The 17,483-nt window shown below is 69.0% G+C and carries 16 protein-coding genes; 9 read left to right on the top strand and 7 right to left on the bottom strand.

Annotation, left to right across the window (positions count from 1 at the left end; all coding sequences use genetic code 11):
- The first annotated feature begins 261 nt into the window (after positions 1 to 261).
- Positions 262 to 1,920, top strand: a complete 1,659-nt coding sequence (locus LV780_RS15250) for a methyl-accepting chemotaxis protein (protein WP_108220664.1) — start codon at positions 262 to 264, stop codon at positions 1,918 to 1,920.
- A 345-nt stretch (positions 1,921 to 2,265) separates the two neighbouring features.
- A complete protein-coding gene (locus LV780_RS15245; protein WP_233864117.1) occupies positions 2,266 to 2,847 on the top strand; it encodes a hypothetical protein in 582 nt (193 codons plus the stop codon).
- 93 nt (positions 2,848 to 2,940) lie between these two features.
- Here LV780_RS15245 and LV780_RS15240 read toward each other — a convergent pair whose 3' ends face one another.
- Both LV780_RS15240 and LV780_RS15235 read right to left on the bottom strand, forming a co-directional pair.
- Positions 2,941 to 3,738, bottom strand: a complete 798-nt coding sequence (locus tag LV780_RS15240; protein ID WP_011910196.1) for an ABC transporter permease — start codon at positions 3,736 to 3,738, stop codon at positions 2,941 to 2,943.
- Complete coding sequence (locus LV780_RS15235; RefSeq protein WP_108220730.1) at positions 3,735 to 4,730, bottom strand: ATP-binding cassette domain-containing protein; 996 nt, start codon at positions 4,728 to 4,730, stop codon at positions 3,735 to 3,737. Before LV780_RS15235 ends, LV780_RS15240 begins: the two co-directional genes overlap by 4 nt.
- A gap of 307 nt (positions 4,731 to 5,037) precedes the next feature.
- On the opposite strand from LV780_RS15235, the gene LV780_RS15230 reads away from it, so the two are divergent.
- The 7 genes from LV780_RS15230 (at position 5,038) to LV780_RS15200 (ending at position 11,522) form a co-directional block, all read left to right on the top strand.
- The gene (locus LV780_RS15230) at positions 5,038 to 5,778 is read left to right on the top strand and encodes a GntR family transcriptional regulator (RefSeq protein WP_233864116.1); all 741 of its coding nucleotides are present in this window, start codon (positions 5,038 to 5,040) and stop codon (positions 5,776 to 5,778) included.
- A gap of 113 nt (positions 5,779 to 5,891) precedes the next feature.
- On the top strand, positions 5,892 to 6,635 hold the full coding sequence (locus LV780_RS15225) for an SDR family oxidoreductase (protein WP_011910199.1): 744 nt from the start codon (positions 5,892 to 5,894) through the stop codon (positions 6,633 to 6,635).
- Complete coding sequence (locus LV780_RS15220; RefSeq protein ID WP_108220661.1) at positions 6,632 to 7,681, top strand: Ldh family oxidoreductase; 1,050 nt, start codon at positions 6,632 to 6,634, stop codon at positions 7,679 to 7,681. The genes LV780_RS15225 and LV780_RS15220 overlap by 4 nt, the downstream gene beginning before the upstream one ends.
- 84 nt (positions 7,682 to 7,765) lie before the next feature.
- A complete protein-coding gene (locus LV780_RS15215) occupies positions 7,766 to 8,752 on the top strand; it encodes a C4-dicarboxylate TRAP transporter substrate-binding protein (RefSeq protein WP_108220660.1) in 987 nt (328 codons plus the stop codon).
- 134 nt (positions 8,753 to 8,886) lie between these two features.
- Entirely contained in the window at positions 8,887 to 9,375 is a 489-nt protein-coding gene (locus tag LV780_RS15210) for a TRAP transporter small permease (RefSeq protein WP_101342082.1), read from the top strand.
- A 7-nt stretch (positions 9,376 to 9,382) separates the two neighbouring features.
- Positions 9,383 to 10,663 (top strand): TRAP transporter large permease, encoded by a 1,281-nt coding sequence (locus tag LV780_RS15205; RefSeq protein ID WP_011910203.1) that lies wholly within the window; start codon positions 9,383 to 9,385, stop codon positions 10,661 to 10,663.
- Positions 10,664 to 10,673: 10 nt separating this feature from the next.
- Positions 10,674 to 11,522, top strand: a complete 849-nt coding sequence (locus LV780_RS15200) for a sugar phosphate isomerase/epimerase family protein (protein WP_101342056.1) — start codon at positions 10,674 to 10,676, stop codon at positions 11,520 to 11,522.
- Positions 11,523 to 11,553: 31 nt separating this feature from the next.
- On the opposite strand, the gene phnE (LV780_RS15195) is transcribed toward LV780_RS15200, so the two are convergent.
- The 5 genes from phnE (LV780_RS15195) to LV780_RS15175 all read right to left on the bottom strand — a co-directional run bounded on the left by phnE (LV780_RS15195) (position 11,554) and on the right by LV780_RS15175 (position 17,392).
- Positions 11,554 to 12,357: a phosphonate ABC transporter, permease protein PhnE gene (gene phnE / locus LV780_RS15195; protein WP_108220659.1), complete on the bottom strand. Its 804-nt coding sequence runs from the start codon at positions 12,355 to 12,357 to the stop codon at positions 11,554 to 11,556.
- A complete protein-coding gene (gene phnE / locus LV780_RS15190; RefSeq protein ID WP_108220658.1) occupies positions 12,354 to 13,151 on the bottom strand; it encodes a phosphonate ABC transporter, permease protein PhnE in 798 nt (265 codons plus the stop codon). Before phnE (LV780_RS15190) ends, phnE (LV780_RS15195) begins: the two co-directional genes overlap by 4 nt.
- The gene (phnC, locus tag LV780_RS15185) at positions 13,148 to 13,969 is read right to left on the bottom strand and encodes a phosphonate ABC transporter ATP-binding protein (protein WP_011910207.1); all 822 of its coding nucleotides are present in this window, start codon (positions 13,967 to 13,969) and stop codon (positions 13,148 to 13,150) included. The genes phnE (LV780_RS15190) and phnC overlap by 4 nt, the downstream gene beginning before the upstream one ends.
- A 64-nt stretch (positions 13,970 to 14,033) precedes the next feature.
- A complete protein-coding gene (gene phnD / locus LV780_RS15180) occupies positions 14,034 to 14,978 on the bottom strand; it encodes a phosphate/phosphite/phosphonate ABC transporter substrate-binding protein (protein ID WP_101342060.1) in 945 nt (314 codons plus the stop codon).
- A gap of 266 nt (positions 14,979 to 15,244) precedes the next feature.
- Positions 15,245 to 17,392: a TRAP transporter permease gene (locus LV780_RS15175; protein ID WP_101342061.1), complete on the bottom strand. Its 2,148-nt coding sequence runs from the start codon at positions 17,390 to 17,392 to the stop codon at positions 15,245 to 15,247.
- Positions 17,393 to 17,483 lie beyond the last annotated feature (91 nt).

The following is a 17,483-nucleotide window of genomic DNA, read 5'->3' as shown; positions in this document are numbered from 1 at the left end:
CCGAAGGCCGCCGGACGCAGGTGCAGGTCTCCGGCCCCTGCGCCTGAGCCGGCATGACCGGAGCAAGCGCCCTCTCACCGGCAGCCCGTCAATTCTCTCGTTCGGATAGATGCCGCCCCGGAAGGGTGCGGCAACCTGTCCAGAGGACTCGCGTCCCCTCACCTGATCCCGCGCGTCATACGGGTGGATCGCTCGACCTGCACGACTGCGGCCCGCATAGGTCGAAGAAGTTTGCAGTTCGATGTCATTCCGGGGCCAACAATGACCATAAAGATCAAGCTCGCCGCAGCGTTCCTTTCGGTTTTTGTGCTGGCGGGAGCAGCTGGTGTGCTCGCCGTGCGCGGCTTCAACTCGCTCGATGCGCAGCTCGACGCCATGCTCGACGGCGCCGTTCACGCGGCGATCCAGGCCGATGCCCTCAATGCCGCGCAGCTGCGGCTGAAGGCGGCGATCCGCGAACATCTCATCAGCCAGGACGCGGCCACCAAGAAGGCCCGCGAAGAGGAGATGGCGGTCGCGCGCGCCGAGCAGAAGGAAGCGATGGCGGCGCTCGAGGCGGCGGCTCTCGCGCCCGCTCAGCGCGCGCTGCTCGATGAATACAGCTCGCTCCGCGAGGTGATCTCGAAGGTGAACAACGAAGCGGTCGAGTTCTCGAGCCGGAACGATCTGGCCAATGCCAGCAGGCTTCTGCTCGCACCCGACTATCTGGCGATGCAGTCCAAGCGGGAAGGGCTGATCGCCCAGCTTGTCGAGAATGCGCAGGCGGAACTCGCGGCGCTGCGTCTGGAGGCGGACCGCCACACGCGCGAGGCGCGCCAGATGCTGATCGGCATGTTCGCTCTGGCCGGTGTGGTCGGCACCGCCGCGGCCGTCTGGATCACGGTCTCGATCAGCCGCGGTCTGCGCAAGGCTCTCGATCTGTCGCGGCGCGTGGCCGAGGGTGACCTGACCGAGATGGCCGATGCCCGCGGTCGGGACGAGATTGCCGAACTCCTCCGCTCGAACAATCTCATGGTCGAAAAGCTGCGCGAGGTGGTGGGCGGCGTGACGACCGTGGCGCAGCAGGTCTCGTCCGGCAGCGGCGAGATGGCCTCCACCTCCGAGCAGCTCAGCCAGGGGGCGAGCGAGCAGGCGTCGGCCACCGAGGAAGCCTCGGCATCGGTCGAGCAGATGGCGGCGAACATCAAGCAGGCCGCCGACAATGCGATGCAGACCGAGCGGATGGCGACCAAGGCCGCCGAGGATGCGCGCGCCTCGGGTCAGGCCGTGACCGAGGCCGTGGCCGCCATGCGCTCCATCGCCGACAAGATCCTCGTGGTTCAGGAAATCGCCCGCCAGACGGACCTGCTGGCGCTGAACGCCGCGGTCGAGGCCGCGCGGGCGGGCGAGCATGGCCGCGGGTTCGCCGTCGTGGCCTCCGAAGTGCGCAAGCTCGCCGAGCGCAGCCAGACCGCCGCGGCCGAGATCTCGTCGCTTTCGACGGGCACCGTCCGCGCCGCCACGGGCGCGGGCGAGATGCTGAACCAGCTTGTGCCCGACATCGAACATACCTCGCGCCTCGTGACCGACATCTCGGTGGCCTCGCGTGAACTGGCGGCCGGGGCCCAGCAGGTCGCGACGGCGATCCAGCAGCTCGACAAGGTGACCCAGCAGAACAGCGCAGCCTCGCAACAGCTTGCGGGTGGTGCTTCCGAACTGTCGGGCCAGGCCGCGCGGCTCGAGGAGACGGTGCGTTTCTTCACGCTGAACGAGCAGGCGCTGGCCAGCGCGCCGGCGCCGCAGCTGCGGGTCGTGCAGGGCGGACGGGTGGAAGCCGCGGCCGCGCCGCCCCAGCGCAAGGTGGCCTCGGGGGGCTTCAGTTTCAGCCTCGACGGCACGGACGATGAGCTGGACCGCGCCTTCCACCGTCAGGGCCAATAGTCGGCCCATCTGAACGTGCCGCATCTACGGGGCCGTCCGCGTTGACAGCGGACGGCCCTTCCTTTTGGGCAGCCTGCTGGACAGCCCCGGCATCTGCCGCCCCGAAGCCCCGCCAAGGCGACTCGTCCATAGCCGCTGACAGGCCGTGCCGTGGTGCTGTGCAAATGCCCTTTTGGCAGGCGTCAGAAGGCCAAATCGGCACAGCGCCCGCGGCGAAATGTCCGCTCAACTTGTCAGGACCACCTGCCCACGTCATCTGCCACGCGATATAGTTTGGATCAGGCCTTCCGCCGGAAGGACGGGCCTCCCGCCAAGTGACGAGGTGCAGTTATGCCGAGTGAAGGCATGTCCGGTCTGCCGATGCAGACACCGCCGCTGGCGGCCGATGGGCCGCAGTCCGGGGGCAACCCGGGGGCCCGCCCCGAGGCGGCGTCGCCGCACGGCCGGGGCGCGCCGGGGCGGCCGCCTCATGCGGGCGGTGCCCCGCATCCGATGGTGCCGCCGCCGCCCGACCACTGGCTGACCGATGAGGAAGTGCCGGACGCGCGTGTCGTCGCGACCGCCCTCGTCTCCTACCTCCGCGAGGGACTGGCCCGCTACCGGGCGCTCGTCGGCCTGTCGGGCGAGGCACCCGACACGCCCCCTGCGGACCGGATGCTGATCACCATCGAACCCGCAGGGCCGCGCGAGCTGAAGCTCGTGCTGTTCCTGCCGGGACAGGATTCGCTCCGGCTCGACCTGATCGACCTCGGGATCTACCGGCTGCTGGGATCGGGCCTGCCGATGGAGTCGGGCGGGTTGCGGCTGATCCCCATCCCGGCCTTCTCGCGCATGCAGGCCGAGGGCAGCGTCCTGCGCAAGGACGTGACCTATCGCATCGCTCCGCTCGGCGTGCCACTGGACGACAATGAGGCAATGGGCGGCTGACAGAGCCACCCAGTCCCGTCGCGAGGGGCGAAACGCGCACACGTCAGCGCCCGCCTCTGACTCCGAAGGCCGCGATCGGCCCTGCGGAGCGCACTACCGGCGCCGGTAGAGCCAGACCGTCAGCGGCGCGAGAAGCAGCGTCAGCACCGCCGGGGCGATGAGGGCCACGAGGATCTGCGTCGCGTCGGCCGTGCCCGCCATCAGCCCGCGCAAGGCCGTCGCCATGAGGGACACGGGGTTCACCTCGACGAAGCCGCGCAGCCAGCCGGGCATCGTCGCCGGATCGACCATGATGTTGGAGGCGAAGGTGACTGGAAACAGGATGGTGAAGCCCAGCGTCATCACGGTCATCGGCGTGCGGACGAGCATCCCGAGCACCAGAAAGATCCAGCCCATGCCAAAGCCGATGCTGATCAGCATGAGAAACGCCGCCAGAACGCCCGCCACCCCGGCCTCGGGCCGGTAGCCAAGCGCGAGGCCGATGGCCAGGATGATCACGCCCGCGATCAGATGGCGCAGGATGTCGCCGACCATCAGGCCCGCAAAGGGCGCGAGGGACCAGATCGGCAGCGTGCGGAACCGATCGAACAGGCCCTTCTGGAAATCGGTCGAAAGCCCCATGCCCGAATAGACCGAGTTGAAGACGACGGTCTGCACCAGGATACCTGGAAGGAAGAACTGCAGGTACTCGCGCGGGGATCCCGCAAGGGCGCCGCCGAACACGAAGGTAAAGAGCAGCGTGAACATGATCGGCGTCATGACGAGATCGAACAGCTGCTCGGGCAGGTGGCGGAACTTCAGCACCGCCCGCCATCCGAAGACCAGCGCGTTCGAGAGGCGGGACGGGCGCGTGGGGCGCTCCGCGTGCCGAAGGAACCGCAAGTCGCTCATCGTGTCGTTCCTGCCGGTGGCGCGCCCCTGGCGGGTGCCGAGGTGAGCGCGAAGAAGACCTCGTCAAGGCTGGGCTGGCCCATCGAGAAATCGCTGGGTTCGAGGCCCGCGGCGATCAGCTCGGCCATGGCTGCGTGGGCGGCGGCGGCGCTGCTCACCTTGACCGAGAGCGTGGCGCCCTCGGGATTGCGCTGCACCACGCCTCCCAGGCGCTCCGACAGGAGCCGCTCGGCCGCATCGAGCCCCGCAGGATCGGCCAGCGTCACATGCAGAACGCCGGACCCGGTCGCGGCCTTCAGCTCGCGGCTGGTGCCCTCGGCGATCTTGCGTCCATGGTCGATCACCATGATCCGGTCGGCCAGCTGGTCGGCCTCCTCCAGATATTGCGTCGTCAGCAGGATGGTGACGCCCGAGGCGGCGAGCTGCCGTATCAGCCGCCAGATGCCCTGCCGCGCCGAAGGATCGAGCCCCGTCGTGGGCTCGTCGAGGAACAGCACCCCCGGCGTCACGATCAGCGAGGCGGCGATGTCGAGCCGCCGGCGCATGCCGCCGGAATAGTCCTTGACCTGCTTGCGCCCGGCGTCGGCCAGATCGAAGGCGGCCAGCAACTCGTCCGCCCGCTGGCGCGAGGCGCGCAACCCGAACCCCCAGAGCCGGGCCAGCATCAGCAGGTTCTCGCGTCCGGTGAGATCCTCGTCGAGCGAGGCGAACTGCCCTGTCATGGCGATCGAGGCCCGAACAGCCTGCGGTTCGCGCCCAAGATCGTGCCCCATGATCGTTGCCCGGCCCGCGTCGGGGACATGCAGCGTGGACAGCATCCGCAGCAGCGAGGTCTTGCCCGCGCCGTTCGGCCCCAGGATGGCGAAGATCGTGCCGCGGGGAACGTCGAGGTCGATCCCCGCCACCGCGGTCATCGTGCCGAACCGGCAGACGAGCCCGCGCGCCTGAACGGCAAGGCCCGCTTTGCCCGGTGCCTCGGCCGGATCGGTCATCAACATCTCGGCAATCCTCATGATTGGTGGCCGCGTGGAGCGGCGACTCTCCCCTGGCCCGTGGCGCAGGTTGCCAAATCGTCCTCGGACTGGAAAGGCCGCCCGCGTCGCTGAAGGCGGCGCATTCGTCCCCTGGCCCACAGACCGAGCGGCATTTGCGGTGTGGGCATGGGAACCGGCGGGGCTGGCGGACCCATCCGCAGGGCGGCGGCTCCCCGCATTCTCTCGGGCCGAGAAAAACGGACTTGCATACTTGCATGCAAGCATACTAGCGTTTCTCCGAACAGGGGCTTTGGGAGGGGCGGCTGTGACGCGGGAGGAGCGCAAGGCGGGCACGTTCGGGGCTGCGGGGGGCAACCTGCGCCCGGTCTCGGCCGGTCGGCTTGACGTAGGCATCTCCGATGAGATCCGCAGTCGCATCGTCAGCCTCAACTATCCGCCCGGCCTCATGATTTTCGAGAATGCGGTGGCCGCGGAATTCGGCGTCAGCCGGACGCCGGTGCATCAGGCCTTCATGCGCCTCTCGCACGAGGGGCTTCTGGATGTGCTGCCGCAACGAGGGGCGCGGGTCTCGTTCCTGTCGCGCTCGACCATCATCCACGCTCAATACGTCCGAGAATGCCTTGAAGCGGCAGCATTCTTCGACGCCGCCCGCATCTGGGACGCGGCGGACGCCGCCCATCTTCAACGCGAGCGCCGCGCGCAGGATCTGATCGAGGCGCAGCGCGAGGCGGTCGCCCGAGGCGACTACCTGCGCTTCACCGAACTGGATGTGGCCTTCCACACCGAGATCCTCGGGGTGCTGGGCAACGACCTCCTGCTCGCCTGCGTCTCGCAGATGCGCAACCAGCTCAACCGTCTGCGGCTGCTGGAGCTGCGCGAAGCCCATCACGAAAAGCGCATGATCGCCGACCACGAGGCGCTTCTGGCCGCCGTATCGGCTGGACGCGCCGACGAGGCGCGACGGCGGCTCATCACCCACCTCAAGACCCTGGAAGATTTTCGCGAAGAGATTTTCGGCCGCCATCCCGACCTCTTCCGTCCCTGACCGGAGATCCGCATGACCCTGATCCCTGCCCATGTCGAAAAGACGCCCGCCGCGGCCTCACGCTGGCCGCGCACCTCCGCCGCGCCGCTGGCAGTCCTGCGGAGAGGCGCGGCATGAGCGGGCGGCTTGCGGGCAAGCGCGCCTTTGTGGCCGGCGCAGGGCAGGGGATGGGCCGCGAGATCGCGCTGGCCTATGCGCGCGAGGGGGCCGAGGTGATCGCGGCCAGCCGGACGCTGGCCAAGATGGTCGATCTGCCGAGCCTTGCACCCGCGATCCGCCCGGTGGAACTGGACCTCGTCGATGCCGAGGCGGTGGCGCGGGTGACGGGCGAGGCGGGCCCGGTCGATATCCTCGTGAACTGCGCGGCCTTCGTTCATACGGGCACGCTGCTCGACTGCCCGCCCGAGGACTGGCGGCGCAGCTTCGACCAGAATGTCCATTCCTGCTACCACACGATCCGCGGCCTGCTGCCGGGGATGCTGGAGCGCGGCTCGGGCAGCATCGTCAACATCGCGTCGGTGGCCAGCTCGATCACCGGCGTGCCGCTGCGCGCGGCCTATGGCACGTCGAAGGCGGCGCTGATCGGGTTGACCAAGGCCGTGGCGCGCGACTTCATCGGCCGGGGCATCCGCTGCAACGCGCTCTGTCCCGGCACGACGCAATCTCCCTCGCTGCAGGAGCGGATCGAGGCCACCGACGATCCCGAGGAGACGCGTCGCCTGTTCGTCGCGCGCCAGCCGATGGGTCGGCTGGGCACCGTCGAGGAGATGGCGGCCGCCGCGATCTACCTCGGCAGCGACGAGAGCGGCTTCATGACCGGCCAGCTTCTGGTGGTGGACGGAGGGCAGACGCTGTGACGGCCCTGGTCGCGCTGGACCGGCTCGAGGCCTTCTGCCAGGGGGCGCTGGCCGCGGCGGGGGCGGACGAGCCCACCGCCACCGCCGCCAGCCGCGCGATGCTGCATGGCAGCCGCCTGGGGGTGGACAGCCACGGGGTGCGGCTCCTTGACCACTATGTGCGGGTGATCGAGGGCGGTCGGGTCAACGGTCGGCCGACCCTGCGCTTTCGCGAGGGGTTCGGGGCACTGGCGGTGCTGGAGGCCGACCATGCCCACGGTGCGCTGGCCGCTTACCGGGCGATGGATCACGCGACCGACCTGGCCTCGCGGCACGGGATCGGGGCTGTGGCGATCCGCGACAGCTCTCACTTCGGGCCGGCGGGGGCCTATGCGCTGGCCGCCGCGCATCGCGGGCAGATCGGGCTCGCGGTCTGCAACTCGGACGCCTTCGTGCGCCTGCATGACGGGGCCAGCCGCTTTCACGGCACCAACCCGATCGCCGCGGCCGCCCCCTCGGGCGGCGAGGATCCCTGGCTGTTCGACATGGCCACTTCGGCCGTGCCCTACAACCGCGTGCAGCTGAACCGCAGCCTGGGCCGGCCGATGCCCGAGGGCGTCGCCTCGGACGCGGCGGGGATCGACACGACCGAGGCCGCCGCGGTGGAGATGCTCGCGCCGCTGGGGCATGCCTTCGCCTTCAAGGGGGCGGGGCTCGCGGGGCTGGTCGAGATCCTGAGCGCCGTCCTCACCGGGATGCGGGCGAGTTTCGACATCCTGCCGATGGCCGGCCCGGATCTTTCGACGCCGCGGCGGATGGGAGCCTTCGTGCTGGCGATCCGGCCCGAAGCCGTGATCCCGCGCGACGAGTTCGAGGCCGGGATGCGCCACTATCTGGCCGCGCTGCGCGCCTCGCCCACCCGCGAGGGCGCGCGCGTCCTGGCGCCGGGGGATCGCGAATGGGCCGAGGCGCGCCGCCGGGCCACCGAGGGCGTGCCGCTCGACCCGGCGACCGAGGCGGCCTTCGCCGCGCTGGCGCGGCGCTTCGGACTGGCCACGCCCTTCTGAGAGAGGGGCGCGGAAGGGAGGACCGGCGCCCCGGCGCCGGCAACAGGACCGGCCCGAAACGCCGGAGATGAAAGGGAGAAGACCATGACCAAGACCAGAGGGATGCCGGCGCTGCTGGCGGGCTGCCTTGTCCTTGCCGCCGGGGCGCTGCCGGCCGCGGCGCAGCAATACACGCTGCGGCTCAACCACGTCCACAGCCCGTCCGAGCCCTATCAGCAGGCCTTCACCAACTGGGCCGAGCGGGTCAAGGAGCGCACGGACGGCAACCTCGTGATCGAGGTCTTCCACAGCGCCCAGCTCGGCGTCGAGGAGGATATCATCGAGCAGATCCGCATGGGCGCCAATGTCGGCCAGAACACCGACGCGGCCCGCCTTGGCAACTATGTCAAGGAGATCGCGGTCGTGAACGGCCCCTATTTCGTGGACACGCTGGAGGATGCCTTCCGCCTGTCCGATCTCGAGATCATGAAGGAATGGGAAGAGCGCCTTGCGCGCGAGGCGGGCATCCGCATCGTCTGCTCGGATTTCGTGCAGGGCAAGCGGCATTTCTTCACCAACCGGCCGGTGCAGGCGCCCGCGGATCTCTCCGGCCAGCGCATCCGCACCCCCCCGGCGCCGATCTGGCAGGAATCCGTCCGCGCCCTGGGCGCGCAGCCGACCGCGATGAGCTATGGCGACATCTATCCCGGCCTGCAGCAGCGCGCGGTGGACGGGGCCGAACTCACCTTCACCAACGTCGTTGCGGGCAATTTCAACGAGGTGCTGACCCACTTCTCGGAAACCGGCCACATCCTGCTCAAGAACTACGAGATCGTCAGCGCGCAATGGTTCGACAGCCTGCCCTCCGACTACCAGACCGCGCTGGTCGAGGAATGTCGCACGGCCGGGCAGGAGGTCTCGCGCCAGCTTGAGGAGATGGCGGCGGCGGACCGTCAGAAGCTGGTCGATGCCGGCATGACCCCGGCCGAGGATGTCGATCTCGAGGCGTTCCGCGAGGCGGGCCTCGGAGCCTACGAGGCGCTCGGCCTGACCGAGGCGCGGCAGGCGGTGCTGGACGAACTGGGCCGCTGACGTGACCCCGCCCGGAGCGCGCGCGGAGGCTCCGGGCGGGGACGGGCTGCCCAAGGGGGCGTTCCGGGCAGCGGTGGCCGATGCGGGGATCCGGGCCAGGGGCAGACTGCCCCGGGGCCTGAGTGGAGGGGATGATGACGACGGCTTACAGCTATTTCACGCGGGCAGAGGCGGTGATCGCGGGCCTTCTGCTTCTGACCATGGTCGCGCTGATCTTTGCGGCCGGGGTGGCGCGGATGCTGCATCATCCGCTGAACTGGAGCATCGACCTCGCCACCTGCTGCTTCGCCTGGGCGGCCTTCATCTGCGCCGACATCGCCTGGCGGCGCAACCTGCTGATGTCGATCGACCTTCTGGCCGATAACGGCCCGGCCTGGCTGGGCCGGGCGCTGTTCTACCTCAACCACCTGCTGATCGTGGCCTTCCTGCTCTATCTGGTCGGGTATGGCCTCTCGCTGACCTGGACGACGCGGGCGCGCAGCTTCAACGGCATTCCGGGCGTCAGCTATTCCTGGGTGACCGCGAGCCTGCCTGTGGGCGCGATGCTGATGCTGCTGACCACCGGGCTCAAGCTGCGGGCGCGGCTGGCCGAGGACGGCCTCCTCGCCCCGGAGAAGGGATGAACGCGCCATGCTGATCGTTGCCATCGCCTTCGTGATCCTTCTGGTGCTGGGGATGCCGGTGGCCTTCGCCATCGGGATCTCGGGGCTTCTGTTCTTCTTCCAGCACCCCGAGCTGCCCCGGACCATCCCGCTGCAGCTGACCATCTCGCAGACCCAGAACTTCGCGCTGCTCGCGGTGCCGATGTTCATCATCGCGGGCAATCTGATGAACCGCTCGGGCATCACCGAACGGCTGCTCGAGCTGGCCTCGATCCTGACCGGGCGGCTGCGGGGCGGGCTTGCGCAGGTCTCGATCGCGCTGTCGGCGCTGATGGGCGGGGTCTCGGGCTCGGCCATCGCGGATGCGGCGATGCAGTCGCGGGTGCTGGGCGGCGAGATGATCCGGCGCGGCCTCTCGCCGGGCTTTGCCGCGGGTGTGCTCTGCTATGGCTCGCTGCTGACGCCGATCATCCCGCCGGGCATCGGCATGATCCTTTACGGCACCATCGGGCAGGTCTCGATCGGACAGATGTTCGCGGCGGGGATCATCCCGGCGCTGATGCTGGGGGCGGGGCTGTCGATCGCCGTCTCGCTGACCGCGCGCCGGCGCGGCTACCCGCCCGAGCGCGACCGCCGCCCGACGCTGGCCGAGGCGGGGCTGGCCTTCCGCGGCGGTTTCTGGGCGCTGCTCTTTCCGGTCATCCTGCTGGTGGGCCTGCGCAGCGGCGTCTTCACCCCGTCCGAGATCGGCGCCGCAGCCGTGGTCTATGCCCTGTTCGTCGGGGCGGTCATCTACCGCCGCCTGACCGGCCGGGGCTTTGTGGAGGCGCTGGAGGTCAGCCTTGGCGACATCGGCGCGGTGATCTTCCTCGTCGCGGTCTCGGCGATCTTCGGTTACGGCATCGTGCTCGAGCGGATCCCGACCCTTGTCTCGGGCGCCATGCTGGGGCTGACCGACAATCTCCAGGCGGTGATGGTGCTGATCGCGACCTTCACGATCCTCGCGGGCTTTGTGGTCGATGCCACGGTGCTGATCATCATGCTGACGCCGATCTTCCTGCCGCTGATCCGCAGTCTGGGCGGCGATCCGGTGCATTTCGGGATCGTCTTCATCATCGCGGCGACGATCGGCAACTTCACCCCGCCGATCGGAGCGGCCATGTACACGGTCTGCTCGATCCTGAAGGTGAAGGTCGGCGCCTACACGCGCGAGTCCCTGCCGCTGCTGCTTTCGGTCTTCCTTGTCACGCTGCTCCTCGTCTTCCTGCCGGGGGTGGTGCTGTTCCTGCCGACGCTGATGTTCCGATGAAGGAGACAGAATGAACCGCCGATCCATCCACAGCTACACCTGGCTTCCCCGCTGGAGCAACGAGGGCGGCGAGCGCGCCGCGGCCCGCGCGGCCGCCCACGGCTACGGGCATCTGGTGATCCCGCTGCGCGACCCCGAGTCGGTCGATCCGGCCCGGATTGCCCGCTTCTGCGCGGCCGAGGGCGTGGTGCCGCTGACGACCTCGGCGCTGGGGCCCGACACCGACATCTCGAGCACCGATCCCGAGGTGGCGGCGCGGGGGCTGGCCCGGCACCTCAGGGCGCTGGCTCTGGCGCGCGACATGGGGGCGCCGCGCATGGGGGGCATCCTCTACGGCGCCTTCGGCAAGGCCGCGCGGGCGGCGGCGCCGGGGCAGTTCGAGGCCTCGGCCGAGGGTCTTGCGCGGCTGGCCGAGGCGGCGGCGGCCAGCGACATGCTGCTGACGCTTGAGGTGGTGAACCGCTATGAATCGAACCTCGTGACCACCGCGGCCGAGGGGCTGCGCCTGATCGAGGCCATCGGGCAGCCGAACGTGAAGCTCCATCTCGACACGTTCCACATGAACATCGAGGAAGAGGACATGCTCGCCACGCTCAAGAGCGCCCTTCCGCATCTGGCCTATTTCGAGATCGACCAGAACCACCGCGGCCGGCTGTCGGCCGGGGCGATCCGGTTCGAGCCCCTGCTCGAGTGGCTGAAAGGGGCGGGCTACGACGGGCTCGTCGGGGTGGAGGCCTTTTCCTCGGCCATATCCCATCCCGACGTGGCGGCGGGGGTGGCAAGCTGGCGTCCGCTCTTTGCCGATGGCGACGAGGTGGCCGAGGAGGGCCGCGCGCTGCTGGACCGCTGCGGGTTCTGACCCTGAGATCGGCCAGATCCCCGGGGCCGCCTCAGATGATCGCGGCGCGGACCCTGGCCGAGACCCACTCCGACAGGACGACGGTTGCAAGGATCACCAGCAGGATCGTCGTCACCTGCGGCCAGGCCAGCGTGTTCAGCGAGTTCTGCAGCTTGAGCCCGAGCCCGCCGGCGCCGACCAGCCCGAGGATCGCGCTCTCGCGGATGTTGATGTCCCAGCGGAAGACCGAGATCCCCCAGAAGGCGGGCAGGATCTGCGGCACGATCGCGTAGTTCAGCACCTGCGCGCGGCTGGCGCCGGTGGCGGTGACGGCCTCGACCTGGCGGGGGTCGGTCTCCTCGATCGCCTCGTAGAGCAGCTTGCCGATGAAGCCGATCGAGCGCAGGCCGATGGCGATGATCCCCGCCAGAAGCCCCGGCCCGAGGATCGACACCAGAAGCAGCGCCCAGATCAGCGAGTTGATCGAGCGCGAGGCCACGATGACGAACAGCGCCGCCGGCCGCAGCACCAGCGGAAGAGGCGAGGTGTTGCGCGCGGCGCAGAAGGCGACCGGCACGGCGAGGATCACGCCCAGAAGCGTGCCCAGCGTCGCCATGTTCAGCGTGTCCCACAGCGGGCCCATCAGTTCGGGCAGATAGGACCAGCGCGGCGGGATCATGCGGCTGCCGATATCGGCGGCCTGTCGCGGCGCATCCTGCACGAAGAGCCAGATCGTGTTCCGGTTCATCACCTGCCAGCACCAGACGAAGAGCGCGACAAGGCAGAGCCAGCCCATCCAGAGAGCCAGCCGCGCCGTGCGCCCGCGCGGCTGCCAGCGGTCGGGAAGGTCGGTCATTGCAGGTATTTCCTCAGATGGCTGGAGCCGTATTCCGCCACCATCACCAGCGCGATGATCATCAGCAGGATCGCCCCCGCGCTGTCATATTCGTAGCGGTCGATCGCGGTGTTCAGCGTGGCGCCGATCCCGCCCGCACCGACGATCCCGATCACGGCCGACTCGCGGAAATTGATGTCGAGCCGGTAGAGCGACAGGCCGATCAGCCGCGGCATCACCTGCGGCTGGATGCCGTAGTTGACGAGCTGCAACCAGCTTGCTCCGGTGGCTCGGATCGCCTCGGCCTGCGCCTCGTCGATGTCCTCGATATCCTCGGCCAAGAGCTTCGCGATGAATCCGATGGTGGCAAAGCTCAGCGTGAGAAAGCCCGCGAAAGGGCCGAAGCCGAACATGGCGACGAAGAAGATCGCCACGATGATCTCCTGCAGCGCGCGGCTGGCCGCGATGATGCCGCGGCAGATCGCATAGATCCAGCGCGGCGCAAGGTTGCGCGCGGCCCCCAGCCCGATCGGGATCGAGATCGCCACGCCCACCACGGTCGAGGTCAGCGTCATGGTCAGGCTTTCCACCAGCCCCTGACTGATGTCGCGCCAGCGGCTGGTGAAGTCGGGTGCGAGGAAGCCCTGCACGAAGCGCAGGCCACGTTCGCCGCCCTCGGCGATCCGCGTCCCGTTCACCTCGACCGACGACAGCGCCAGCACCAGCCAGACCAGCGCCGCGAGGTACAGCCCGATCCGCCAGCCGCGATGGGTGAAGATCTGCGGCGGGCGGCGCCATGTCGCGGGGTAGCTCATGCCGGAAGCCCCGCCAGTCGGCGCAGCGCGTCGGCTTCGGCGCCTTCCTCTTCTTCATGGCCCTTGCGCATCGCGGTCCAGTCCTCGGCGCCGTAGATCTCGGTCAGGACGCTTTCGGTCAACTGGGCCGGAGTGCCGTCGAACACCACGCGGCCCGCGCGCAGGCCGATGATGCGCTGCATGAACTGCTGCGCCAGCGGCACGTCATGGATGTTGACGATGGCCGGCAGGCCGACCTCGGTGCAGATCTCGACCAGAAGCCGCATGATCTGGCGGCTGGTCCGGGGATCGAGGCTGGCCGTCGGCTCGTCCACCAGCAGAAGTTCGGGTTCCTGTGCCAGCGCCCGCGCGATTCCGACGCGCTGGCGCTGCCCGCCCGAAAGCGCGTCCGCCCGCTTGTCGGCATGGTCCATCAGCCCCACCCGGTCGAGCAGCCGGTAGGCGCGGCGGATGTCCTCGGGCGGGAAGCGCCGGGTGAAGCTGGTCCAGAAGCCGACATAACCCAGCCGGCCCGACAGGACATTCTCCATCACGCTGAGGCGCTCGACCAGCGCATATTCCTGAAAGATCATCCCGATCCGCCGCCGCTGGGCGCGCAGCTCGCGCGCACCGAGCCCGGTCAACTCGCGCCCGCCCAGCAGCACCCGCCCCGAGGTGGGCTCGACCAGACGGTTGATGCAGCGGATCAGCGTCGATTTCCCCGCCCCGGAGGGGCCGATCAGCCCGACAAGCTGGCCCCTCGGGACCGACAGGGACACCGCACTCAGCGCCCGGTCGCCCGTCCGGTAGGTCTTGGTCAGGTCGTGAAGTTCAAGCATTCGGTCGTTCGTCCCGGCAAGGGAAGATGCGGGCCGTGGCCCGCATCCGCCGTGAAGCCTGCGTTCACTTGCAGTCGTAGGAGACGCCCATCGCCTCGTCGATCTCGCGCACCACCGTCCAGTGCTCCTTGAAGGTGATCGGGATGAACTGCGACTCGCCGGATTTCGAGAATTCCTCGGCCAGCGACGAGCCCTCCCACGGGAAGCTGAAGAAGGCGTCGCGGATCTTTTCCTGAAGCTCCGGCGTCAGGTTGTGGGCGAGGCCGTAGCCGGTGGTCGGGAAGGTCTCGGACTTGTAGATGCTGACGATCTGGTCGGCCTTCACCGCGCCGCGATCGATCATGCGGATCATCACGGAATTGGCCACGGCGGCGGCGTCGTAATCCTTGTTGGCCACGCCCAGCACCGAATTGTCGTGCTTGCCCGAGAAGGCGGCGGTGTAGTCCTTGCCTGCTTCCATCCCGTATTTCGCGCGCAGGAGCGCCGAGGGCGCCTTGTAGCCCGAGTTCGAGGTCTCGGACGAGAAGGCCAGCGTCCGGCCCTTCAGGTCCTCGATCTTCGCGATGCCGGCCTCGGGGTGGGTGATGATCTCCATCTCGTAGCCGTAGCTGCCATCGGCGGCCGCCATCATCGCGAAGGGGCGGAAGCCGGCGCAGGCGATCGCCAGCGGGTTCGAGCCGGTGTTGAAGCCCGCGACATGCAGCCGGCCGGCGCGCATCGCCTCGATCTGGGCGGCGTTGCTGTCCACCGGGAAGAACTGCACCTTTTTGCCCGTGGCGCTTTCCAGGTGGGCGATGAAGTCCTTCCATGCCTCGGCATAGACGGCGGGATCCTCGACGGGCGTATAGGCAAAGACCAGCGTGGCGGGATCGACGAGCTGGGCGGGATCGGTCGGGATGTCGGCGACCATGTCGCCATCGGCATCGGTGTAGCGCGCGTCGAGCCTGAATTCGGCCTGGGCGGCGGTCGCCAGCAGCAGTGCCGCGGCGGAGAGCAGGAGGGATTTCATCGCGGGGATCCTTTCTGATCGCGTTCCCCGGCGGCTATCCTGCCGATGTGACACCCGCGTTGCGGCACCGTGACGGTTTTCTGACGGTGGAGGTCAGGAGGCGCCGGCCCGGCCCTCAGGCACCCCGGACGCGCCGGCCGGACCCTCGGTCCCGGCCGGTCGTGAAAGGCAAGGCGCCCCGGCCCGACCCGGGACGCGCCGGCAGCAACGGGCCCGCAGGCCCGCCGCGTTCGGAAGGAGAGATCCTCGGCTCCTGGCCCGGGCGGTCAGCGGCTGGCGGTGGACGGTGCGCGGCGCTGCAGGAGCGCCACCAGCCCGGCCGCAGCGATCCCGATCGCATCGGTCAGCCAGCCGCCGTCGATCATCGCCAGCGCGGCGCCCAGCAGCAGCAGCCGCAGGACCCCGTTCAGCCGCCCGAAGAGCCAGCCCTGCACCGCCGCCGACAGCAGCAGCACCCCAAGGCAGGCGCTGAGGAACACATGCAGGATCGCCGCCCACTCGCCCTGCATCAGCAACTCGTGCGAGTTGAAGAACATGAAGGGCACGATGAAGGCGGCAAGGCCCAGCTTGAAGGCCTCGACCGAGGTCCGCATCGGCTCGGATCCGGAGATGGCCGCCCCGGCATAGGCGGCCAGCGCGACAGGGGGCGTGATGGCCGACATGACCGCGTAGTAGAAGACGAAGAAATGCGCGACCAGCGGCGGGATGCCCAGCTGGATCAGGCCCGGAGCCACCACCGCCGCCGCCACCGCATAGGCGGCCGTCGTCGGCATCCCCATCCCCAGCACGATCGAGATGATCATGGCGAAGAACAGCGCGATCACCTGGCTCTGGTCGGCGAGCCCCAGCAGAAGCGAGGAAAAGCGCGCGCCCACGCCGGTCAGCGCGATCACCCCCACGATGATGCCCGCGGCGGCACAGACGGCGACCAGCTGGATCGACATCCGGGCGGCCAGGTCGAGCGCGCGGTAGATCGCGCCCGGCCCCATCCGGTAGGGCGTGAGCCAGGAGACCACCGCCGCCGAGGCCATCGCCACCGTGCCCGCGCGGATCACCGTATAGCCGGCGAAGAGCGTGTAGATCAGGATCACGATCGGCAGGAAGAGGTAGATCTGCCGCGCCAGAACCGCGAACTTCGGCAGCTGGTCCTTGGGCAGGCCCTTCATGTCGAGCTTCCGGGCCTGGAAATCGACCATGAAATAGACCGAGACGAAGTAGAGCACTGCCGGGATGATCGCCGCCACCACGATCTCGGTGTAGGGTATGCCGGTGACCTCGGCCATGATGAAGGCGCCCGCGCCCATGATCGGCGGCAGGATCTGGCCGCCCGACGAGGCCGTCGCCTCGATGCCGGCGGCGCTTTTCGCCGGATAGCCCACCTTCTTCATCAGCGGGATGGTGAGCGATCCGGTCGCCACCACATTGCCCGCCGAGGTGCCGTTGATCATCCCCATCAGGCCCGACCCGAAGATCGCGACCTTGGCCGGGCCGCCCCTCAGATGGCCGGCTGCGGCGAAGGCGAAGTTGACGAAATATTCGCCGACGCGGCTGGCCTGCAGGAAGGCCGCAAAGGCGATGAACAGGATGATGTAGGTCGATGAGACCGCGATCGGTGCGCCGAGAATCCCCTGATCGGTGAAGATGTAGGTGAAGAAGCGCTGCGGGTCATAGCCGCGATGGGTGAGGAAGCCGGGCAGGTAGGGCCCGAGGAACGAATAGGCGATGAAGACCGAGGCGATGATCACCAGCGCCAGTCCCGCCACCCGGCGGGTCAGTTCCAGGATCAGCAGCACCCCCACGAGGGCTGCGTGGAAGTCGGCGGGCTGGGCCATCGCGGTGCCGGCCCGGAGCCGGATCGGCCCCACGTTGAAGAGGATGTAGCCGGTCATCGCCAGCGCCGACAGCGCCAGCAGCCAGTCGGCCGGATGGACCCGGCTGCGGTCGCGCCCGCCCCAGACCCAGCCCGCCGCGATGGCGGCGAGGGTGCCCAGGATCAGCGGCCAGCCGTAGGTCTGGAAGACGAAGGCCGGGGGACGCGCCACGCCCGCCACCCACCAGGCCGCCCAGGCATAGGCCACCATCGCCGCGCCATAGACCACGCCGGCCGCCGCAAGCCCGATCACCGCCCATTCCGCAAGGCTCCGCCGCGGCCGGTCATCCTCGGACTGCAGCAGGAGCGCCGCGTAGATCACGAAGCCGATGACCAGCCCCCCCGCGATATGGAGCATCCGGTAGGTCCAGGTCTCCAGCGGATAGAAGTTCATCACCACGATGTGGAAGGCGGTGTAGAGCGCGCAGAGCAGCGTCACGCCATGGTTGAGGCGGCTGCCGAAGGCGCGCTGGTTCGCGGACAAGGGTTCGTCATCGACACCTTCCGCGACGACGACGGGACCGGCATCGGACATCCGCGACATGGGCTCTCCTTGGTCTTGGGGCATTGGCCCGGGGTATTGGGGCATGGGCCCGGGGTCTTGGGGCGAAGGCCCGCGGGTTGCGCGGGCCTTG

It is taken from the genome of Cereibacter azotoformans (assembly GCF_021391315.1).
GTDB lineage: Bacteria > Pseudomonadota > Alphaproteobacteria > Rhodobacterales > Rhodobacteraceae > Cereibacter_A > Cereibacter_A azotoformans.
This window is presented reverse-complemented; position numbering and strand designations above follow the sequence as displayed.